Source organism: Microbulbifer mixtoriginis (SeqCode) (assembly GCF_052468275.1).
Genome location: NZ_CP174341.1, coordinates 29179 through 50341, shown reverse-complemented (window position 1 = coordinate 50341; position 21163 = coordinate 29179). Strand labels below are relative to the sequence as shown.

At 51.2% G+C, this 21163-nt stretch carries 19 protein-coding genes; 12 read left to right on the top strand and 7 right to left on the bottom strand.

All coding sequences use genetic code 11. The annotated features are described in order from the left end of the window. Positions 1-53: 53 nt before the first annotated feature. From rpsT to ACJJIC_RS00185, 5 genes are all read right to left on the bottom strand, one after another. A complete protein-coding gene (rpsT, locus tag ACJJIC_RS00205; protein ID WP_020411431.1) occupies positions 54-320 on the bottom strand; it encodes a 30S ribosomal protein S20 in 267 nt (88 codons plus the stop codon). A 143-nt stretch (positions 321-463) separates the two neighbouring features. Then, positions 464-2497 carry an ATP-binding protein gene (locus ACJJIC_RS00200; protein ID WP_444887969.1) on the bottom strand — a complete coding sequence of 678 codons (2034 nt, stop codon included), beginning with the start codon at positions 2495-2497 and terminating at the stop codon, positions 464-466. Positions 2498-2546: 49 nt separating this feature from the next. Further along, a complete protein-coding gene (gene pdsR, locus ACJJIC_RS00195; RefSeq protein WP_252084443.1) occupies positions 2547-3236 on the bottom strand; it encodes a proteobacterial dedicated sortase system response regulator in 690 nt (229 codons plus the stop codon). A 220-nt stretch (positions 3237-3456) separates the two neighbouring features. After that, positions 3457-4143, bottom strand: a complete 687-nt coding sequence (locus ACJJIC_RS00190; protein ID WP_252084444.1) for an OmpA family protein — start codon at positions 4141-4143, stop codon at positions 3457-3459. 152 nt (positions 4144-4295) lie between these two features. Beyond that, the gene (locus ACJJIC_RS00185; RefSeq protein ID WP_444887970.1) at positions 4296-4604 is read right to left on the bottom strand and encodes a hypothetical protein; all 309 of its coding nucleotides are present in this window, start codon (positions 4602-4604) and stop codon (positions 4296-4298) included. A gap of 4 nt (positions 4605-4608) precedes the next feature. Between ACJJIC_RS00185 and murJ the strand changes: the two genes are divergently transcribed. The 6 genes from murJ (at position 4609) to ispH (ending at position 12120) form a co-directional block, all read left to right on the top strand. After that, positions 4609-6219, top strand: a complete 1611-nt coding sequence (gene murJ, locus ACJJIC_RS00180; RefSeq protein ID WP_444908660.1) for a murein biosynthesis integral membrane protein MurJ — start codon at positions 4609-4611, stop codon at positions 6217-6219. 112 nt (positions 6220-6331) lie between these two features. After that, on the top strand, positions 6332-7315 hold the full coding sequence (gene ribF, locus ACJJIC_RS00175; RefSeq protein ID WP_444908661.1) for a bifunctional riboflavin kinase/FAD synthetase: 984 nt from the start codon (positions 6332-6334) through the stop codon (positions 7313-7315). A 49-nt stretch (positions 7316-7364) separates the two neighbouring features. Further along, entirely contained in the window at positions 7365-10169 is a 2805-nt protein-coding gene (gene ileS, locus ACJJIC_RS00170) for an isoleucine--tRNA ligase (RefSeq protein WP_444908662.1), read from the top strand. Then, entirely contained in the window at positions 10162-10689 is a 528-nt protein-coding gene (lspA, locus tag ACJJIC_RS00165; RefSeq protein ID WP_444891400.1) for a signal peptidase II, read from the top strand. Before ileS ends, lspA begins: the two co-directional genes overlap by 8 nt. Positions 10690-10695: 6 nt before the next feature. Then, positions 10696-11136, top strand: a complete 441-nt coding sequence (locus tag ACJJIC_RS00160) for an FKBP-type peptidyl-prolyl cis-trans isomerase (RefSeq protein ID WP_252084449.1) — start codon at positions 10696-10698, stop codon at positions 11134-11136. Positions 11137-11187: 51 nt separating this feature from the next. Beyond that, positions 11188-12120, top strand: coding sequence for a 4-hydroxy-3-methylbut-2-enyl diphosphate reductase (gene ispH / locus ACJJIC_RS00155; protein WP_445357793.1), 933 nt, complete (start codon positions 11188-11190; stop codon positions 12118-12120). 27 nt (positions 12121-12147) lie between these two features. Here ispH and ACJJIC_RS00150 read toward each other — a convergent pair whose 3' ends face one another. Then, on the bottom strand, positions 12148-12660 hold the full coding sequence (locus ACJJIC_RS00150) for a GspH/FimT family pseudopilin (RefSeq protein ID WP_444908664.1): 513 nt from the start codon (positions 12658-12660) through the stop codon (positions 12148-12150). A 208-nt stretch (positions 12661-12868) separates the two neighbouring features. On the opposite strand from ACJJIC_RS00150, the gene ACJJIC_RS00145 reads away from it, so the two are divergent. From ACJJIC_RS00145 to ACJJIC_RS00120, 6 genes are read left to right on the top strand one after another with little or no spacing between them, the layout of a single operon-like run. Next, entirely contained in the window at positions 12869-13426 is a 558-nt protein-coding gene (locus ACJJIC_RS00145) for a GspH/FimT family pseudopilin (RefSeq protein WP_444908665.1), read from the top strand. Positions 13427-13437: 11 nt separating this feature from the next. Next, positions 13438-13866: a type IV pilus modification protein PilV gene (pilV, locus tag ACJJIC_RS00140; protein WP_444908666.1), complete on the top strand. Its 429-nt coding sequence runs from the start codon at positions 13438-13440 to the stop codon at positions 13864-13866. Between the two features lie 3 nt (positions 13867-13869). After that, positions 13870-15003: a PilW family protein gene (locus ACJJIC_RS00135; protein WP_444908667.1), complete on the top strand. Its 1134-nt coding sequence runs from the start codon at positions 13870-13872 to the stop codon at positions 15001-15003. A 14-nt stretch (positions 15004-15017) separates the two neighbouring features. Continuing rightward, positions 15018-15566 carry a pilus assembly PilX family protein gene (locus ACJJIC_RS00130; RefSeq protein ID WP_444908668.1) on the top strand — a complete coding sequence of 183 codons (549 nt, stop codon included), beginning with the start codon at positions 15018-15020 and terminating at the stop codon, positions 15564-15566. A gap of 23 nt (positions 15567-15589) precedes the next feature. Beyond that, on the top strand, positions 15590-19171 hold the full coding sequence (locus ACJJIC_RS00125; RefSeq protein ID WP_444908669.1) for a pilus assembly protein: 3582 nt from the start codon (positions 15590-15592) through the stop codon (positions 19169-19171). Positions 19172-19181: 10 nt separating this feature from the next. Next, positions 19182-19622 carry a type IV pilin protein gene (locus ACJJIC_RS00120; protein ID WP_444908670.1) on the top strand — a complete coding sequence of 147 codons (441 nt, stop codon included), beginning with the start codon at positions 19182-19184 and terminating at the stop codon, positions 19620-19622. A gap of 58 nt (positions 19623-19680) precedes the next feature. On the opposite strand, the gene ACJJIC_RS00115 is transcribed toward ACJJIC_RS00120, so the two are convergent. After that, positions 19681-21087, bottom strand: coding sequence for a sigma-54-dependent transcriptional regulator (locus tag ACJJIC_RS00115; RefSeq protein ID WP_444908671.1), 1407 nt, complete (start codon positions 21085-21087; stop codon positions 19681-19683). Positions 21088-21163: the final 76 nt, after the last annotated feature.

Below are 21163 nucleotides of genomic sequence, written 5' to 3'. Positions count from 1 at the left end.
AGGCATAAAAAAACCCCGCATTGCGGGGTTTTTTGTGTCTGCTACCTAAAGAATTAGGCGGCGAGAGCTTTAACCTGAGCGTTCAGGCGGCTCTTGTGACGAGCGGCTTTATTCTTGTGAATAATGCCTTTGTCTGCCATGCGGTCGATAACGGGAACCGCTTCTGCGTATGCAGTTTTTGCTTTTTCAGCGTCGCCTGCATCGATGGCCGCAACTACCTTCTTAATGTAGGTGCGCACCATGGAGCGCAGACTGGCGTTATGCATGCGGCGCTTGTCGTTCTGGCGCGCGCGTTTCTTCGCTTGAGGTGAGTTGGCCACCGGTTGCTCCTGTCTGGAATCTATAAATCTGTAACTAACAGGCCCTGGGGCCCGATCGGGACGCGACATTATCCCCACAGCTGGTTGTTTGTCAACCATCTGGGCAGATAGCTTGCGCTTTGTCTGCCGGTGCTGGTGCGTGATTAGCGGGTCGGCAGTTTTAGGCTGAACTCCACACCGCTATTATCTGTGCGATTTCGAGCCTCCAAGCGGGCTCGGTGAAAGTCAGCAATCAATTTAGCGATATGCAATCCAAGGCCCAAATGCCCAGCGTTGTCACCTTCCTTACGCACAGATACCAGGGAATCGAACAGCTTGTGTGCATAGCCATTGGGTAGCAATGGACCGTCGTTACTCACACTAATTAGGTATCCGTCCTTTTCGCTGTAGACTGCAAGCTGAATCTCACTGTGCTTTGGGGCGAAACTACAGGCATTGTCTACCAGCTTATCTAAAAGCTGTGCCAATAGCTCCGGCGCGCCCTCACAGCGAAGCTCTCCATTAGGCTTTTTCAGAGAAAATTGGTGGCGGGGGTGGGCGTCGCCATAGCACTGCACCATAACTTCCAGCAGGTCCGCCAAGTCAAAGCGCTCGCGCTCTGCCTGATGAATGCTGGCTTCCAGGTTGCTAGCCGCAGAGAGGCTGTTGAGGATGCCGGATAGGCGGGCACTGCCATCCAGTGCGCGTTCGGCATAGCGGCGGCTGTCTTCATCCAGTTTGCCGGTGGAGAGGTTATCGAGTGAAGAGCGCACCACCGCGAGAGGCGTGCGCAACTCGTGGGACAATTTACTGGCGAGGGTTCGCAGGTATTGGTGATACTGATCTAGCTCGCCCAGCAGACTGGCAAAGGCACGGTTAAGTGCGCCCAGTTCGTCTCTGGCAGAGGAGAGGGGAAAGTTGCCACGCAATTTGCCACTGCTGTCGACCGCATTGCGCGCAGCGCGGTGCAGCTTGCGAATGCGCCAAGATAGCCAGCTGGCGTAGCCGAGCAAAAACAGCAGTGCGGTTGCTGCTGCCGCACAGCTAATCAACCATAACCTGTGTGCGGCGCTATCGGTCATCGACTGCATAGCCTCAGCGGACTGCAACACAAGCACTCGTCCCAGCAGAGGCCTTTCTACGACTTCGTCAGCCCGGGTTATCACGGGCACACTGACTGCTCCTATACGCGACTGTAGTGGCCCGCCAAACCACTGCTCGGCTGTATCACGTCCAATGCCACTGCTTAGCGGCAGTTCATTTTGGGGTAGCTTTGGTAGCTCTTCCCTGGCAAGCAGTTTGCGATAAATCCAACTGCGCAGCCAGGGCCGCGGTGTGTTCTGCTCCTCATTGGCCACCTGTGGTTGGCCGTTACTGGCGAGCAAGAATCCTTCGCTGTCTACGACTGCCAAGCGCAGGTCTGGGCGGGCAAAGTGGTCCAATTCCCCCTGCAGCTTGGGCAGTGGAGCAACTAAGTGCCCCGGCAGGCCATCGGCGGGAAGGGTGCTGGTACTGTGAACTGGTGGGGAACCGTTGCTACTGGTGCGGTCGAGTATTTGAATGGACAGGCTGCCACGTGTGAGTGTGTAGGGAAGGCTGAGCTCTAGTTGATACCCCTTCGGTGAAGCGGTCCAGCGCCCGCGTAGGCGCAATTCGCGTTGGTAGCTGCCTTCGCGTGGATTGTGCCAAAAGGCCTCGACAGGCCCCCGGCTCGCCACCGGCAACAGATAATGGCGCCCATTGGTAAACAGCTGAACGGTATCCCCTCCGGCGAGCAGGTTTGTGCGAGGGTCCCGGTAGGCTGGGGTCTCATCACTGACTGTTAGCAGTAGGTAGATCTGATCAGCATACTGGCCGAGTGTGATCTGGGCCTGGGGCATGTGCTGCTCATTGAGCAGTTCTCGGGGAGTAAGCTCCCAGGGACGCCAATCGTCCCCGTAACCATCTACAACTGGAGGGTGGGAGAGGGGATTTAAGTAGAGCTGGCTTCCAGGCGGTCTAGCATGGCGTGCGGGATCGGGAGCGATTAACTCTGGTGCGCTGGCCAGGCGCGCGGCAATTGCTGCAGCTGTGGCCTCGAGGGCCTGTAGTTGGCCCTGCGCCAGTGCCGCATCCACCTGACGGAGATACTGACAGCCGGCCCAGGGCAGAGCCAGCGCCACAAGGCTCACCAATAGGAGTTGTCGGCGAAGTTTCATCTACGGGTCCCCGAAAAGCTGTAGACCGGCTGCTATGTTGCCGAGGCAATCAGAGCTGCCAGCGATAGCCCATGCCATAGGCTGTACCTATAGCGTTGAATTCATTATCCAGGGCCTGAAATTTTTTGCGGATTCTCTTTACGTGGGAGGTGATGGTGTTGTCATCCAGAACTACCCGAGCGGCCTCCATCAGCTGACTGCGGGACTTCACATGCCCGGGGCGCTTGGCTAGAGCGTGGACAATCCAGAATTCAGTGACAGTGAGATCAACTACCCTTCCGTCCCAGTGGCAATGCAACCGGGAAATATCCAATTCCAGCTTGCCCTGGGTAAGGCTCTCCCCTTCATCGCTCTGGTCGCGCAGTACGCTGACCCGTCGCAGCAGCGCGTTGATACGCGCTTGCATATGGGGCAGGGAGATATCCTTAGTGAGATAGTCGTCGGCGCCGAGGCGTAGTCCCGAAATAATATCCAGTTCGGAGTCTCTGGCGGTGAGAAACAGGATTGGCAGACTGGGGGCCATAGCGCGCAGCTCCCTGCACAACTCAAAACCGCCTTCCACTTCACTGCCGAGCCCGACGTCGATTACCGCCAGGTCTGGCAGTCGCTGCCGGAAAGCTTCCATGGCTTCAATCCTTGCGCTGTAGAGATCGACTCGATAACCGCTACGGCGCAATGCATCGCGGTAATTTTCGGCGATGGCGCGCTCGTCTTCGACAATAGCGATAGTTGCACTCATGGCTGATTCCGGCTGCTTCCTTTGTGGCGGAGAATCATGCACGAAATAGCAGCTTATTGGCAAAAAGGCGGGCGCAAATGGCCCGCAAGCACAACAGGGTTTTTTTCACGGAGGAGAGTTTGTGGCCATACTTTTAATCAGTCCACAGGCGCAATAGCGATTTGAAGTCACCTTGCGCAGCCGCGAGGATTTGCAGTCCATCGCGGCTGTTTAGCAGTTGTTAGAAGTGTCCGGCCATGGATTCCGGTAGGGAAAAGCGGATATCAACACGGCGCTCCATGGCGTAAGCGTCGACATCGCCCTTGGGGGCCTCCGAATAGGTGGAGCCCATAGCGCGACGGCTGATGCGGGAGGCGTCAATGCCCAGAGAGATCAGTGCCTGTTCAACACTTAGGGCACGTTGGTCAGAGAGCACGTTGTTGTAACCATCGCTGCCCCGTGGGTCCGCGTGTCCCTCCAGTTGAATCTGCAGGTGGGGATGGCGTTTCAGGAAGTCTGCCATGGCATTCAGCTGTTGAAGCTGGGTGGTCTGGAGTTCGTCTTCCCCGGTGGTGAATAGCATCTGGAACTGTAATGAATCCAGTGCCACTTGGCTGGCATCATTCGCGGACAGTCGAGCCGCATCCAGTTGCTGTGCCAGGTTGCTGAGCTCTGCACGGCTCTCTGTCAGTTGTGTTGCCAGCATATCAGCCTCTTCTGCTTGCTTGACCTGTTCGCCGAGCCAGGCTCCACCGATTGCGCCGGCGATAAACCCGACAGGGCCCCCTACAGCGGCACCGGCAACGGCTGCCGTGGTAAAGACCGTGGCCTGCTTGGCCGGGGTCAGTTTCGATTCGTTGAGTTCATTCGCCTGGGTACCAGAGGCGATCAGGGAAGTCAGGGCTGCAACCATTAATGTTTTTTTCATTGCTTACTCTCCTTGGAGGCTTTCTTTTACTCGGTGGGGCTGTGTGTGGCCCGTTTGAGTGCTATTAAAAAGCTCCAAGGAGGCACTGGCGTGGCGCAGTGGTGGCAAATCGCTGCGCAATTGTGGCGAAAGATGGCAACCGGTGTGTCCTGTTATTTCAGGCGGTGGTAGCGCCGGTCGCGGGGCGAATCTACGCGGACACGCACACGCTGGGGGCGGGGGCCACGCATTATCGCAATGTAAAGCACAATCGCCAGTGCCAGGGCAATAATCAAAGCGTTAATGGTCATCCTGTCTTCTCCCCGCGCCACCGATTCCGTGGGACGCGTCACTAATTCACAGCTAGTATAGGCTCGTGGGCTCCAGGTCGTAGGAGCATAAAGATATCCATCCCTCAATGACTTTTGTGGAATTGCGGTAGACTTGCCGGCCAGCAGATATCGCCCAAATCCAGGAGTCACAGCGTTGCCCCAGTCGCCGCCCACCCAAGACCAGCCCGTCGAAAAAACCGGTACATCCAGACTCCTGCGCGGCAGCTCGGTGGTGGGGGCCGCAACGATGTTGTCCCGGGTTGCCGGCCTGGCCAGGGATATGGCCCTGGCGCGCTTTGCCGGGGCTGGGGATGCCGCCGATGCTTTTTTCGTGGCGTTTAAAATCCCTAACTTTTTCCGCCGCTTGTTTGCTGAGGGCGCCTTTGCCCAAGCATTTGTGCCGGTGTTGGCGGAGTACCGCCAAAAGGGGGGCATTGCTGCAGCACGAGAGCTCAATGATCGCGTCGCGGGAGCACTCGGCGGTGTTTTGTTGTTGGTTACTTTATTTGGCGTATTGTGCGCGCCTCTGGTGACGGGGATCTTTGCATTTGGCTGGTGGTGGGATGGCAGCGAAAGGGAAAAGTTTGAGCTCGCCACCGGCATGTTGCAAATTACCTTCCCCTACCTGATGTTGATCTCCCTGGCGGGTTTCACCGGCGCTATTCTGAACAGCTTTGATCGATTTGCGATTCCGGCACTGACGCCAATTATGTTGAATCTGGTGTTGATTGGTGCGGCAACTATAGGTACGGCTTGGTTCGATCCAGAGATACTGGCCTTGGCATGGGGTGTGCTTTTGGCCGGAGTGGTGCAATTGCTGTTTCAGCTGCCTTTTCTGGCGCGCGAGGGGTTATTGCCAAGGCCCAAGTGGGATTGGAGCCACCCGGGGGTACGCAAAATTCTGCGCCTGATGGCTCCGGCAATTTTTGGAGTCTCGGTCACTCAAATCAGTTTGGTATTGGATACGCTGCTGGCTTCATTCCTGCCCAGTGGCAGTGTCTCCTGGTTGTATTTTTCCGATCGCCTGACCGAATTACCGCTGGGGGTGTTTGGTGTGGCTGTGGCAACGGTGATATTGCCGAGCTTGTCTCGTCTGCACAGCGATGGAGACCCGCGCCGCTTTCGCCATACCCTCGACTGGGCGCTGCGCAGCGTTACCCTTATCTCCCTGCCTGCGGCGGTAGCCCTTGTGGTATTAGCTGAGCCGCTGTTGACCACGCTATTCCAATACGGCCAGATGCAGCCCAGAGATATGCAGATGGCGGCCTGGTCCCTACGAGCTTACGCCTTGGGGTTGTTGGCTTTTATGTTGATCAAAGTGCTAGCGCCGGGCTATTTTGCCCGTCAGGATACCTATACACCGGTGCGTTTCGGCTTGATCGCAATTTCGGCCAAGATGGTGCTGAGCCTTCTGTTTGTTATCCCGCTGAATCATTATTTTAAACTCGGCCATATGGGACTGGCGCTGGCTACCGCCTGCCAGGCGGCAATCAATGCCTGGTTACTGTACAAGGGTTTGCGCCGGGATGACGTTTACATGCCTGAGGCTGGTTGGGGGCGATTCCTATTGCGGTTGATAGCGGCGAATTTGGCGATGGTCGTTGTGTTGATGGGGCTCCTTCACGTCTGGGAAAGCTGGAGTGCCTGGGGCTGGTTTGAACGGGCCTGGCGTATGGGTGTAATGGTGGCCGCAGGGGGCTTGGCCTACCTGTTTACCCTGTTTGTGTCAGGCCTGCGCCCACGTCACTTCCGCGCCACCAGTTAACTCTGAATAGACGCCAATATGGCATGAATTGTATGCGGCCAGTCGCTACTGGCCGCCCTGTGGGAATCCGCTATACTGTGCGGCTCGATTTTATGAGGATGGGAAGATCGTTTTGGCCCAGGAACGCGAACTAATTCGCGGGTTGCACAACCTGCGCCCCCGCCACCGAGGATGCGTGGCGACGATCGGCTCGTTCGACGGCGTACATCTTGGTCATCAGGCGATCATTGCCCAGTTGCAACAGCGTGCGCTTGAGCAGGGCCTTCCTTCGGTAGCCATTATATTTGAACCCCAGCCTCACGAGTTCTTCTCTGGCGAGCAGGCTCCCGCGAGGCTGATGCGTTTTAAGGAAAAAGTGCTGGCGCTGTTCGATGTGGGCGTGGAGCGAGTCTTGTGCCTGCAGTTTAACGATACCTTGCGCGGCCTCAGTGCTGAGGCATTTATCCAGAGGATACTGCTTGATGGCCTGGGCATTCGCCATCTGGTGGTGGGCGATGATTTTCGTTTTGGCTGCGACCGTAGTGGAGACTATAGCTTCCTGCAAACGATGGGCACCCAGCATGGCTTTACCGTGGAAGATACCGCGACTATGGAAATACGCGGCTCCAGGGTGAGCAGTACCCGTATTCGCGAAGCCCTGCAGAATGGTGATTTTGAGCTGGCCGAGGCCCTCTTGGGGCGGCCCTACAAGATTACCGGCAGGGTGGCGCCTGGGCGTTCACTCGGTCGTCAGCTGGGCGCGCCCACGGCCAATGTGCGCCTGCAGCGCTACCGCTCCCCGTTAGTTGGCGTTTATACGGTGCGCACCACTGCCACAGATGGTTCTGAGCTTGCTACGGGGCGCCAAGACATAGATGGCGTGGCCAATGTGGGATTTCGTCCCACTGTAGAGGGCGAGGGCGCGCGCCCCCTGCTGGAGGTGAACCTGTTTGATTTCAATGGCAATCTCTATGGGCGAGAGCTTGCAGTGGAGTTCTGCCACAAGTTGCGCAACGAGGAGAAGTTTGCCTCGTTGGATATTCTCAAGGCTCGTATCGCCGAGGATATTGAAAATGCCCGGCAGTGGTTTAAACAAAATCCTAGACCGCACCAATAAACTGAGACGACCTAATTTATTTTTCTACTAGAGCTGAAGTAGACACCCAATGACTGATTATAAAGCGACCCTGAATCTGCCTGAGACCGATTTTCCCATGCGCGGCAATTTGCCGCAGCGTGAGCCGGCAATTCTGAAAAAATGGCAGGACAACAAGCTCTACGAAAAAATTCGCGAGGCGCGTGCCGGGCGCGAGCAATTTATCCTGCACGACGGTCCTCCCTATGCGAATGGCGATATTCATATTGGTCACTCAGTTAACAAGATTCTCAAAGACATCATTATCAAGTCGAAAACCCTGAGTGGTTTCGATGCTCCCTACGTACCTGGCTGGGACTGCCACGGCCTGCCGATTGAGCACCGCGTAGAGAAGAAAATTGGCAAAGCTGGCAGCAAGGTGGACCATAAGACTTTCCGTCAGAAGTGCCGTGAATATGCCGCCAAGCAGGTGGATGGGCAGAAGAAAGATTTTGTACGCCTGGGAGTGTTTGGCGAATGGGACAACCCCTACCGCACTATGGATTTCCAGTTTGAGGGCGATATTATTCGCGCCCTTGGCCGTGTGGTGAAAAATGGCCATCTTGCACGCGGTTTCAAACCGGTCTACTGGAGTGTGGTGGGTGGTTCTGCGTTGGCGGAAGCGGAAGTGGAGTATCAAGATAAAGTCTCCTATTCCATTGACGTTTGCTACCCGGTGAGTGAAGAGGCGGATCTGGCCATAGCCGATGCCTCTGGTGGCCATGCTGGAGAAGGCCCACTGTCGGTGGTGATCTGGACCACAACACCCTGGACCTTACCCTCGAGCCAGGCGGTCTCCGTAAACGGTGAGCTGGAATATGTGGTGGTGCAGGCAGGCAAGCGCCGCCTGTTGATCGCAGAAGCCTTAAAGGATGCGGTACTGGCCCGCGCAGGCTTCGAAGGGGAAGTTGTGGGTCGCATTCGCGGCGCGGCCCTGGAGCACTTGAAAGTGCATCACCCCTTCTACGACAAGTTGCTGCCCATTGTCCTGGGTGATCATGTCACTACCGATGCTGGAACCGGCTGTGTACATACAGCCCCAGACCACGGTCCGGACGATTTCCAGGTAGGCAAACGTTACGGTATTGAGACCCTCAATTACATTGATAATAACGGTGTTTATCGCGACAGTGTGCCGCTATTTGCTGGCGAGCATGTCTACAAAGTGGACGACAAGATTGTTGCATTACTTGAGGGGCGCGGTGTGCTGCTGCACAAGGGCAAGCTGGAGCACAGCTACCCGCATTGCTGGCGCACTAAGACACCGCTGATCTACCGTGCGACTCCTCAGTGGTTTATCAGCATGCGGCAAAATGACCTGCTGGATCAGGCGCAAAAAGCCGCCGATGACGTATTGTGGATCCCCGGCTGGGGTAAGGCCCGAATCGACTCCATGCTCAATGGCAGCCCGGACTGGTGTATTTCCCGCCAGCGCACCTGGGGGGTGCCTATTGCTTTGTTCGTGAACAAAGAGACCCACGAGCTGCATCCGGAATCTCCTGCCTTGATGGATAAAGTGGCGGCCCTGGTTGACGAAAAGGGTATGGATGTCTGGTTTGACCTGGATGCCCGGGATCTTCTTGGTGATGAGGCGGAACATTACGAGAAGGTTACCGACACCCTCGATGTCTGGTTCGACTCAGGTGTGACCCATTACGCGGTGTTGGAGCGCCGCGCAGGGCTGCGCTTCCCCGCCGATCTATATCTGGAAGGGTCCGACCAGCATCGCGGCTGGTTCCAATCTTCTCTGAAGACTTCTATCGCCATTAATGGTTGCGCGCCTTATAAGCAGGTACTCACCCACGGTTTCACCGTGGATGCGCAGGGGCGCAAGATGTCGAAGTCTATCGGCAATACCGTTGCTCCCCTGGATGTAATTAACAAGTTGGGTGCAGATGTACTGCGCTTGTGGGTATCGGCCACTGATTTCAGCGGTGAAATGGCTGTCTCCGATGAAATTCTTAAACGCACTGCCGATTCTTATCGTCGCCTGCGCAATACCGCCCGTTTCTTCTTATCTAACCTAGCCGGTTTCGATCCGCAAAAAGACCTGTTGCCGGAGGAAGAGTTGCTGGCACTGGATCGCTGGGCGCTGGATAAGGCTGCACACCTGCAGGATGAGATCCTGGCAGCCTACGATAATTACCAGTTCCACCAGATTTACCAGAAGCTGCATAACTTCTGCGTGGTTGAAATGGGTGGTTTCTACCTGGATATCATCAAGGACCGCCAGTACACCACCAAGGAAGATAGTGTCGCGCGTCGCTCTGCGCAGAGCGCGCTCTACCATATTGTGCAGGCATTTGTGCGCTGGATTGCCCCAATCCTCAGCTTCACTGCGGAAGAGTTGTGGCAGTTTATTCCTGGTAATAATGCCGATAGCGTGTTTATCGAAGAGTGGTATCCGCTGCCCAAACTGTCAGCCGAAGCTGATAAAGGTGCGGCCTATTGGGCTGTAATGGCCGAAGTGAAAACGGCGGTAAACAAGGTATTGGAGGAGCAGCGCGCTGCTGGAGCAATTGGTGGGTCTCTGCAGGCGGCAGTTACTCTGTATGCCAATGATGATCTGCGCGAGAAATTGCTCGAGTTGGAGAATGAACTGCGTTTTGTATTGATTTGCTCTTCCACTTCAGTGCAGCCTCTCAGTGATGCGGCGGGTGCTGAAAGCACCGAGCTTGAAGGTCTTAAAATTGGTGTGAGCAAAGTGGATCACCCCAAATGTGAGCGTTGCTGGCACTACCGTGCAGATGTGGGTGAAAACAGTGATTACCCGGATATTTGCGGTCGCTGTGTAGAGAATGTGGCTGGTGAAGGCGAGGTAAGGCACTATGCCTAAGACTAATCTGCTATTCGGCCACCCCTGGCGCTGGTATTGGCTGGCACTGGCTGTGGTGGTTCTGGATGTTGCCACCAAAGTCTGGGCTGTGGGCGAATTTATGTACGGCCCAGCGGTGCAAATTATTCCGGGGTTTCTGCAGTTTACCTATGCGGAAAACTATGGTGCAGCTTTCAGCTTCCTGTCTGATGCGGGTGGTTGGCAGCGCTGGTTTTTTGGTGTGATCGCAATGGTGTTTAGCATTGTTGTCATTATCTGGTTGTGGCGTTTGCCTGCACTAAAGCGCTGGGAACCCTGTGCCCTGGCCCTGATTTTGGGTGGTGCTCTCGGAAATCTGTGGGATCGCATTCTGCTGGGATATGTGCGGGACTTTATTTCCGTGTACTACGGCAGTTGGCATTTCCCAGTGTTTAATGTGGCGGATATGGGTATCAGTATCGGCGCGGCCATGCTGGTTATAGAGTTGCTTTTCTTTGCAGAAAAAGACGGCGACAAGACAAAAAATAACGCGGAAGTTTAACGAACCATGAGTAATAGCGTTATCGGCGAGCACAGCCGCGTAACTCTGCATTTCAGCCTGAAGCTGGATGACGGTACCGAAGTGGATTCCACTTTCAAAGGTGATCCCGCTTCTTTTAGTGTGGGGGATGGCAGCCTGCTGCCAGGCTTTGAAAAAGCCCTCTTCGGTCTCAAAGCTGGCGATGAGGCGGAAATCGAAATCCCCCCTGAGCTGGGCTTCGGTCAGCGTAATCCGGCCAATATGCAAAAGGTGCGCCGCGACAGCTTCGCTCCGGATATTGAGCTGGAGCCTGGCTTGGTAGTTTCCTTTGATAATGGAAGTGGTGAATTACCCGGTGTAGTTCGCGAGATTGAGGAGGATGAAGTAACCGTTGACTTCAACCACCCTCTGGCAGGGCAGACACTGAGCTTCCACGTAAAAATTATCGCAGTGGATTCGATTCAATAAGGGCAATTTTTCACCCGTTGAATAGATTATCGAAAGAGTGCTGAAGTAAAAATGCAAATCCGACTGGCTAATCCCCGTGGCTTCTGTGCCGGCGTCGACCGCGCGATTGATATTGTTAACCGTGCCTTAGATGTCTTTGGTGCGCCCATCTATGTACGTCACGAGGTGGTACATAATAAGTTTGTGGTGGAAAGCCTGCGCGAGCGCGGTGCCGTGTTTGTGGACGAGCTGTCGGAAGTGCCCGATGATGTTATCGTTATTTTCAGTGCCCACGGTGTATCCAAAGCTGTGCAAAGGGAAGCAGAAGATCGCAACCTGCGTGTATTCGATGCCACCTGCCCACTGGTTACCAAGGTGCATATCGAAGTCAGCAAATTCAGCAGTGATGGCGCCGAGTGCATACTAATCGGCCACGCCGGACACCCGGAAGTAGAGGGCACTATGGGTCAGTATGATGGCACCGCTGGTGGTGCTATCTACTTGGTCGAAGACGAGGAGGATGTGGCCAAGCTAAAGGTGAATAACGAGAATAATCTCGCATATGTTACCCAGACCACCTTATCCATGGATGATACTGCCCGGGTAATCGATGCCTTGCGACAGCGCTTTCCCAACATCCGCGGCCCGCGCAAGGATGATATCTGCTACGCTACCCAAAACCGCCAGGACGCTGTTCGCCAGCTTTCTCTGGAGAGCGACCTGGTGTTGGTTGTGGGCAGCCCCAATAGCTCCAACTCCAACCGCCTGCGCGAACTGGCCGAGCGCTGTGGTGCCGATGCCAAATTAATCGACGGCGCTGTTGATATTGATGCCGATTGGCTCACAGGCAAAAAATCCATTGGCATCACCGCCGGTGCCTCGGCTCCAGAGGTACTGGTGCAAGAGGTGATTGGCAAATTGCAACGGCTTGGTGCCACAGTGCCTGAAGAGATGGATGGGTGTGAAGAAAATATCCGTTTTTCTCTGCCCAAGGAGCTCCGCTAAATCCTAGATATTTAAGTTGAATGCCGATTATGAACAATCATTCTCGTCCGCCTCTTCAATCCGCATTCGTCCGCCGCTGGATAAAATAAAGGCCTTCCCTCGGTTATTTTCCTGGCTACATATATGTAGTGTTCCCATCTGCAGAGCCCCTTCTGGAGAGCCTGCCTTACGGCTCTCCCCGGTACTTATAAAGGAAATGTAATCCTCAACTGGACTGTTCGTTTTAATAAGGACTTTATCTAGGGCTGCACTACTAAGAATCAATAACTCTTTGTCTCCCCGTTCTCCGTTATTATCGCTATCGGCAAAAATTTCCCAGCCTTGTTCCCAGCTTCCCAGGTTTCGCATTGTTACCCGCTGGTTGCGAATGATGGCGTTTGTTCGGGTAAGCTGTACAGCAGTAAAGAACTCCTCGGTAGAGGTTTGCAGACGGGTGTTTTCTAGTAATTGTGTAAAGCTTGGCAGACCGATTAAAAGAAGTATCGATAATAGCGCCAAGGTGATTATCAATTCGAGTAGTGTAAAGCCCTGCTGAGTCATGCCCCTTCTCCTAGGGTTGTTTAGACACAGGTCTCAATTTCTCGACCATTGAATCTGCTGAAATCGCCGCTTGTCGAGCCCTATTGGTATGGTGATGGCGGCAGTGCTATTTTCGCGAATATAACTCTAGGTGAATCCTTCTTCTAGGCGCGTGGCGGCTGAGGAAACTCAAAATTATTGGTACAAATTACATATTAAGTAGGAATACATGCGGTATAAGCAGAGCCAACACAAACGCTGTTTGCTGCAGCGAGGTTTTACCCTGATTGAGCTGATGGTTACTCTCGTAGTGCTGGCCGTTCTGGTAAGTATCGCAGCACCGAGTTTTACAGACATGATTAACAACAATCGTGCCGTTGCTGTTTCAGAGAATTTTACAGGAGCCCTAAGCTACGCTCGCTCGGAGGCAATTAAGCGCGCTGGACGGGTATCTATTTGCGCGAGCGCAGATGGGGCGAACTGTACTGCAGCTGATACCTGGTCCCAGGGCTGGATGGTATTTGTGGATACAGCAGCGACAGATAACAGTACAAATTTCGGAATATCGCAGATATTGCGTACCTGGGAGGCTGATGACAATGCCGTTATCACCGTTAAGCAGGGTGCTGCTAATACTAATTTCTTACGTTACACCACCCTTGGTACTTTGGGGCGCTTTAATGACACTACGGTTACCACAAAAGTAACGGGTTGCACGGGCACTAGTGCACGGACACTAGCAATTACAGGTTCCGGCATGCTTAACGTATCCAAATCCAGTTGCTAAGGGATATCTCAATGCAATTAATAAATAAGCAGCGCGGTGTTGGTCTTATTGAGGTTATGGTCACGGTGTTGATCTTATCAACCTCATTACTCGGACTAGCTGCACTGCAAAATAAGGCTCTGCAGTACAACCACAGCGCCTATATGCGCTCTCAGGCTAATATTCTGGCCTATGACATTTTAGATCGAGTTAGGGCCAACCGTAAAAAAATTGCAGATTATAAATTGGCTGTGACGGCAAGCACGCCAACAAGCAGCTCGAGCTTGGCTGGAAGGGACCTAATTGAGTGGAGGCAACTGTTGGGTCGCCAACTACCAAATGGAACCGGAGGAATTACCTGTGATAGCGATGGTAATTGTACGGCAACTATTAACTGGGGAGAGCAAGACTCTACTGCTTCTGATGGCACGACCAGTTTTGAATACATGACACGGATTTAAGCAATGAATTTACTCAAGCAGAGGGGTATTTCCCTGGTCGAGTTAATGGTCTCGATCACAGTGGGCCTGGTATTAATGGCGGGTGTGGTGCAACTTTTTCTGGCCAGTAAGGTGACTTTTAATAGCCAAAGCGCTATTGCCCGGGTTCAGGAAACTGGGCGTTTGGCAATGGATTTTATTGCTGAGGATCTGCGAATGGCGGGTTATATGGGCTGCGCGGACTTTTCTGTGACCAGGCTTGATAATCACCTTAAAGATACAACAGCGCTGATTTATCGTTTTGAGTCCCCTATTGAAGGTGTTGACGAGGGGATTACTGATAAAAGCTACCCAGCTGGCCGCCTGAGTAGTACCGATGCACTGATATTACGTAGCGCCAATAGCAATACGATGGGACTGCAGGGGACAAATACCGCTGACCGTATTTATATAGAAAATACTGATTTCGAAGAAAAAGCCTGCCCTAATGATAAGGATAAATATAGTGGGTTCTGTGAGGGTGATATCGTAGTAGTTGCTAGTTGCTCAAAAGGAATTGTCTTTCAAGCGACAAAATTTGAGTTCGCGAATAAACTGCCAACTGATGACCTTTCGGAAACTACTCCGCAAGAAACAACACAGCAGGAAGGGGATGAGGAAACAGCGGGTAAAAATGCGAAGTACATAGCAATTTATCACGAGGCAATAGATGGCTTTAAGCCAGGTAATATTAAAGCTGAGTGGGAGGTTGAACAAGGGAGTGAATCCTTTGGAGGTGATTCTCAATTACTGAGGGTAAATACCGCTTTTTACTATATTGCCAATAATACTGCTAGTGGCCGTCCAGGCCTATTTCGTGAGGTCAATGGCGATGTACAGGAATTAATGACTGGTGTCGAGGATATGCAGTTGAAATATGGCCGGGATACCAATAATGACCGCGCCCCCGATGAATTTGTAGATGCAAAGGATATCCCAGCAAGTGACTGGAATAAAGTTACTGCGATCAAAGTTGAGCTGTTAGTAGTTTCTACGGATGACAACGTTTTAGATGAGCCCCAGAAATATACGTTTAACGGAAGTCTGGTTAGCGCAAAAGATCGGAGGATGCGTCAAGTATTTACCAGTACGATTGCGATACGTGGACGTATGCCCTAATGGAGTTTTCAACAATGCGACATAAAGTAGTTGCCCCCAGAAAATTAATACGCCAGCAGGGAGCTACCCTTCTGGTTGGCCTAGTTATTTTATTGTTAATGACTTTTATAGGCCTCGCTGCTATTCGTGGCAGCGGCATGCAGGAACTAATGGCCGGTAATATGCGCGATCGGCAGTTGGCATTCCAGGCCGCCGAGGCAGGGCTGCGGATTGCAGAAGAAGACTTGGCTGTCGAAATAGCTAAAGCCGTAACTACCCGATTTGATGGTTCGAATAAAGGATATAAGGATGAGTTAGATGGTTCTTCGAATACTGGCTACTGGCTGACTTATGATTGGTCACAAACTACTGTCGCAGATATTACTTTGAAGGGCGTGAAGAGTAAGCCGGTTTATTTGGTGGAAAGAATCACAGAGCAAGTTAGAAATTCCGGTGCCGATGGTGGTGCAATAGATTTCAATCCTAGTAGGGGTCTAAAACAGTATTATCGAGTAACTAGTCGTGGGGTGGGCGGTACGGATACCGCAATAGTAATCTTACAGTCAAATTTTCAGCCATTCTAATTTCTGTGCTCGGATAAAGTGTTATGTTGAATATTAAAAAATATATAAAACAGAGCTCCGTGTTGATTTCAGCTATGTTAACCATAGGGATGACACACTCGGTGTTTTCAATGGATCTCGCCCAGCAGCCGCTTTTTTTACAGACTTCTGCCGACCCTAATATAATGTTTATACTGGATGATTCAGGGTCCATGCAATTTGAAGTTACACCTTCAGAGGTTGCATATATTTTCGACCCAAATGCAAGTAATCACTGGCCTTATAGAACAGTAATGTATGTGTACCCGAACAGTGACTTAAACTCGAATGGCAGCTTTCCAGGCTGCCCTTATGCTGAGGGTAAAACTAATAGTTGTGATTATTGGGATGGAGGTTATGGTAGGCTGATCCCATCTTTTAGTAAAAACAATCGTTGGGCTGCTTACTTTAGATCTTCTCATAATAACAAAACTTATTACAATCCCAATATTCGCTACGTTCCTTGGGTTGATAAAGATGGTAAGCAATGGCCTGATGCTGAACCTACAAAGGCATATCATAATCCCCAAAATAGAGAAAAAGGTTGGAGAAATTTAACCGAGTTAAATTATCAGAGTGCTTGCTGGATTGCTAATGATGCCAGTGAAAATTCCACTACACGATATGAAAATGGTTTTTGGGGGCTTTGCGAAGGTGGCAACCGAGACAGTTTGAAATATTTTTATCCTGCCACTTACTTTCAGTACGATGGCAGTGGGGATATAAACGATATTGATAGCTATTCTCGCATACAGATTACAAGGAGTAGAAATACTTACCCCCGCAGTAGTGCTCGGACTGACTGTGCAGCCGAGGGGTATTGTACCTTTGAAGAAGAGTCCAAAAACTTCGCCAACTGGTACAGCTATTATCGCTCACGAATTTTGATGTCTCGTGCGGGTATTGGTAAGGCCTTTGCTGCACAGGGAGAGGGGCTCAGAGTTGGCTTTGGGAGTCTTAATTCTTCGAGTAGGACAGTCGATGGTGAAAGTACAGCAACGATAAGAAAAGGGGTGCGAGCTTTTGCGGGCGATGACCGCGCCACCTTTTTTGATACGCTCTACGGTTTAGATATACCAAGGGCAGGTACCCCACTCTTAACTGCGTTAGATAATGCAGGCAAGTATTATCGACGTACAGGTAATCAAGGTCCGTGGTCAGGAGATCCAGGCGATACTAATGACAGTACTCCCCAGATAGCTTGTAGAGCGGCCTATACCATCTTAATGACTGATGGCTATGGAAATGATTATTCATCTGTATCGGCTGATAATTATGATGGTAACAATGGCGCTCCCTTCGCAGACTCCTACAGTGGTACTCTGGCAGATATCGCGATGAAGTACTATGAAGAGGATTTACACCCAACTCTAGCCGATCACCTGCCTGTTAGAGAGGGAGCATTGGATACGGCCAAGCACCAGCATATGGTCACTTTTGGGGTTGCTCTTGGTGTTACAGGGACAATCAGCGATACAGATAGTGTCTTCGATAAGATTCTCAAAAAGGAAGTTCAAAGTTGGCCTAATCCGACAAATTCTAACTCTAGTAATGCCAGTAAGCTAGATGACTTGTTACATGCATCGGTCAATAGCCGCGGAGGTTTTTACAGCGCGGGGGATCCTACTAGCTTTGCTAACCAGCTTACTGCTGTACTCACCGATATTAGTGGTAGATCCGGCTCAGCCTCGGCAGTCGCGGCCAACTCCACGCGATTGGGAACCGATACTGCGATTTTTCAGGCACTCTTCGATTCCAATGATTGGAGTGGTGAAGTTCGTTCTATCAAAATGAATGAAGATGGTACTCTAAAGAGCATTGCTACTTGGAATACTTCTGAGGCCGGAAAAATACCCACCAGTGCTAGAAAAATTAAGACTTATAATCCGAACTCCGCCACTGGAACCAGTATGGTTGATTTTGCCTGGGACTCTTTGAATGATGCGCAAAAAGCGGCGCTCAAAGGAGGGGATGATGAGACGGTTGCTCAGCAGCGCTTAAATTGGGTTGCAGGACAGACGATTGATGGTTTGCGCATTAGGTCTAAATTACTCGGGGATATAGTAAATAGTACACCGGTTCTTGCCGATAACCGTGATCAATATTACTCCTTATTACCGGCTAGCTTGGGGGGGAGTAGTTATGCAGACTATTTAAGTAATACTAAAACTAGTAGCCGTACTGAGGTGCTTTATGTAGGTGCGAACGATGGTATGTTACATGGTTTTAATATCAGTAATGGCGCTGAGCTTTTTGCCTATGTTCCAACAGGTATCTATGACAAATTAAAATATTTGGCAGCTAGTGACTATGGTTCTGAGAGTAATCCGCATCAGTATTTTGTAGATGGCCCCCTGTTTGTGGGTGATGCTTATTTCAAAAAGAATAATGCCGGTAATGCAAAGTGGATGAATATCCTGGTCGGTACCTATGGTGCCGGTGCCAAGGGTTTATTTGTGTTAGATGTAACCAACCCAAGTAGCCCTGAGGTGCTTTTCGAGTTGGATTCCGCTGTAGCTGGATCTAATATCGGTAATATATTAGGTCGTCCTCTAATTGTACCTACTAAAGCGGGTTGGAAGCTCATCTTTGGAAATGGTTATAAATCATCAACGGATAAAGCGAGCCTGATAATAGTTGATCTGTCAAATCCCTCTGACATAGAAGTGATCCCAACTTCTAATAGTACCGGCAATGGTTTGGCTGAGCCATCTTTGTTGATTGATGCGAAGGGGCTGGTTAACACTGCGTATGCTGGTGACCTTCTGGGGAATCTGTGGAAGTTTGATCTCAGTGACAGTGACAGTGACAAATGGGACGTATCATTTCGAGACGGTGATGGTGATGATGCTGCACGACTTTCTCTATTTACCGCCACAGATGTTAATGGAAACCCACAACCTATTACAGCAGCCCCTACTCTGGGCGCTAACCCAAGGTCCAGTGATTCAATTATGGTGTATTTCGGCACAGGGCAATATATGGCGAGTAGCGATAATGCTGCCGGTACGGTGATCAATAGTTTCTATGGTTTCGAGGATATTGGGGAAAGGCTTGAGTTCAAGGCTGTTGAGGACACAGATGGTAATCCTATAGATAAACGAACCGGTTTGTTGATGGAGAAAAAGATCGTTGAGTCAGGAAATTCTCGTACAATCTCAAAAGATAAGGATGAGTGGTGGGGGGATGACCTGGGAAATAAAAAGGGTTGGTTCCTGGATTTTGGTGCTATTGCTAACGGAGATGGCGAGGATAAAGGTAGTACTGGAGAACGTATTATCAGTAAGCCACTACTTGTGCGAGATAGACTGATCTTCCCGACTTTGATTACCTCTAGTGATCCCTGTGATTATGGTGCTACTGGTTGGACTATGGAGTTAGTGGGTGTTGGTGATGCCCGTTTTATAAACTATGGTATTTTAGATAATCCTAATACAAAACAAACAAGCGCGAGTACAGGGTATTCAGGCTATATTACTGCGGGGCGCAAAGTTTATATTCCCTATTCAGAGACTTCTGGAGAATACGGAAATCATACTGGCGGCATTTCTACCCCTTCTGCGCGCTTGTCCTGGAGAAAATTTTAGAGTGTCTACAATGACGATAGTAAACCTAAAAAAAAATCGTGGCTTCACTTTAATAGAGCTAATGATTGTTGTAGCTGTAATAGGTATCATTTCTGCTATTGCCTATCCCTCTTATATGGAGTCCGTACGCAAGAGTAATCGTGCGGAAGCAAAAGCAACCCTCAATGATGTGGCGCAGCGTTTACAGCGCTGCTTTACCGCTTATAGTTCTTATAATAATGATAACTGTGCAGTGAAAGGGGAAATAACGGGTGGTAAGACTTTAAATTCGGAGAATGGCTATTATTCGATATCCGGGGCATTGACTACAACTACCTTTACATTGACAGCTGCTACTGTTTCCGGGTCAGTTCAGGGTGGGGATAGTGATTGTGCGAATTTCACCTTGAACCAGGCCGGTGGGAAAAGTGCAAAAGACAACTCTAGTAAAGCAGCCGGAAATTGCTGGTAGTGTATAATTGAAAAAATTGAGAAGAGCCGGATAGTTATAATTCGGCTCTCTTTTATTTTTAAGTCTCCAACCCCAACTTCTTCAACCGGTATCGCAGTGAGCGAAAGCTGATACCCAGTTTTTGAGCTGCGGCGGTACGGTTCCAGCGAGTCTTGGTGAGTGCGCTTTCAATCGCTTCTTTTTCAATATCCTGCAGGAATTCATCTAGGGAGTTGTACTGGCTGGGATCAAAGCGATTTTTTTCTTCCGATTGGTTTCTATTTAAGGCTTCACCTTTAGTGCTGGTAGAGGAAGCTTCTCGATCACGCGTTTGCTCATCCCTCTCCAGTAGCAGGTCATCAAGGCATATTTCCTGATGATCGCATAGGGTAAAGGCGCGTTCGAGGATATTTTCGAGTTGGCGAACATTACCGGGGAAGGGGAAAGCCTGTAGGGCTTGCATGGCATCGGTAGAGATACTTGGGAGCATTATCTCTGAATTCTGGGCAATACGCTGCATAATGGCATCGACCAATAAGGGTATATCTTCACTGCGCTCGCGTAGAGGGGGTGTGGATATTTCGATTACATTGATGCGGTAATAGAGGTCACTGCGAAAGCGCCCTTCGCTGACCTCTTTGGCCAGGTCCTTGTGAGTAGCGCTGAGGATACGTACATCGATAGGGGTTTCCTGGCTTGCGCCTATAGCCCGAATGCGTTTTTCCTGTATCGTACGCAAAAGCTTGACCTGCATATCCAGAGGTAGGTCGGCAACTTCGTCGAGAAATAGAGTACCGCCCTGAGCGCTCTGTAGTAGACCTGCTTTGTCTTTATGTGCGCCGGTAAAACTGCCTTTTTTATGCCCAAAAAACTCGCTCTCCATAAGTTCAGCGGGAATGGCTCCACAGTTAATGGGGACGAAAGGTTTGTCGGCACGGGCTCCCTGGGAATGAATGGCCCTGGCAGCCAGTTCTTTGCCTGAGCCCGATTCGCCACTGATATAAACCGGGGCATCACTGCGCGCTACTTTGGCTATCTGTTCGCGCAGCTTGCGCATATTGGGGGCTTCGCCTAAAAGCAGCTGTTTCGCGCTCTTGCTCTGTTGTGGATCTCGCTCTCTATTCAGGCGTAGGGCCAGCTGAGCAAGGTTGCGCAGCCGCTCTAAATCGACCGGTTTACTGACAAAGTCAAATGCGCCGAGCTTTAGCGCCTTAATGGCAGTATCCATATTGCCGTGCGCGGTAATCACTGCGGTGGGCAAGTCTCGAAGAACACCACTCTGGATATGCTCGACTAGCTGTAGACCATCGCCATCTGGTAGACGCAGGTCGGTCAGGCAAAAATCGTAGTGGTTCTCTTTAAGCAGGCGTGTTGCCTCCGCTAAGCTGGCGGCGGTGTGACAGTTCACATCCATGCGCTGCAGAGTGAGTGTGATTAGTTTGCAGATATCCGGTTCGTCATCGACAACCAGGGCCAGAGGTAGCATCAATTCTCTGTCTTTTCTTGTTTTGTGGAGATTGTGGGCAAAGGTGCCGATTCTGATTATGTCAGAAATTCTTTAC

Excerpts from the sequence above, each read along its gene's own strand:
- ACJJIC_RS00200 (WP_444887969.1), bottom strand. The coding sequence starts at position 2,497 with ATGAAACTTCGCCGACAACTCCTATTGGTGAGCCTTGTGGCGCTGGCT.
- pdsR (WP_252084443.1), bottom strand. The coding sequence starts at position 3,236 with ATGAGTGCAACTATCGCTATTGTCGAAGACGAGCGCGCCATCGCCGAA.
- ACJJIC_RS00190 (WP_252084444.1), bottom strand. The coding sequence starts at position 4,143 with ATGAAAAAAACATTAATGGTTGCAGCCCTGACTTCCCTGATCGCCTCT.
- ileS (WP_444908662.1), top strand. The coding sequence starts at position 7,365 with ATGACTGATTATAAAGCGACCCTGAATCTGCCTGAGACCGATTTTCCC.
- lspA (WP_444891400.1), top strand. The coding sequence starts at position 10,162 with ATGCCTAAGACTAATCTGCTATTCGGCCACCCCTGGCGCTGGTATTGG.
- ACJJIC_RS00160 (WP_252084449.1), top strand. The coding sequence starts at position 10,696 with ATGAGTAATAGCGTTATCGGCGAGCACAGCCGCGTAACTCTGCATTTC.
- ispH (WP_445357793.1), top strand. The coding sequence starts at position 11,188 with ATGCAAATCCGACTGGCTAATCCCCGTGGCTTCTGTGCCGGCGTCGAC.
- ACJJIC_RS00150 (WP_444908664.1), bottom strand. The coding sequence starts at position 12,660 with ATGACTCAGCAGGGCTTTACACTACTCGAATTGATAATCACCTTGGCG.
- ACJJIC_RS00145 (WP_444908665.1), top strand. The coding sequence starts at position 12,869 with ATGCGGTATAAGCAGAGCCAACACAAACGCTGTTTGCTGCAGCGAGGT.
- pilV (WP_444908666.1), top strand. The coding sequence starts at position 13,438 with ATGCAATTAATAAATAAGCAGCGCGGTGTTGGTCTTATTGAGGTTATG.
- ACJJIC_RS00135 (WP_444908667.1), top strand. The coding sequence starts at position 13,870 with ATGAATTTACTCAAGCAGAGGGGTATTTCCCTGGTCGAGTTAATGGTC.
- ACJJIC_RS00130 (WP_444908668.1), top strand. The coding sequence starts at position 15,018 with ATGCGACATAAAGTAGTTGCCCCCAGAAAATTAATACGCCAGCAGGGA.
- ACJJIC_RS00125 (WP_444908669.1), top strand. The coding sequence starts at position 15,590 with ATGTTGAATATTAAAAAATATATAAAACAGAGCTCCGTGTTGATTTCA.
- ACJJIC_RS00120 (WP_444908670.1), top strand. The coding sequence starts at position 19,182 with ATGACGATAGTAAACCTAAAAAAAAATCGTGGCTTCACTTTAATAGAG.
- ACJJIC_RS00115 (WP_444908671.1), bottom strand. The coding sequence starts at position 21,087 with ATGCTACCTCTGGCCCTGGTTGTCGATGACGAACCGGATATCTGCAAA.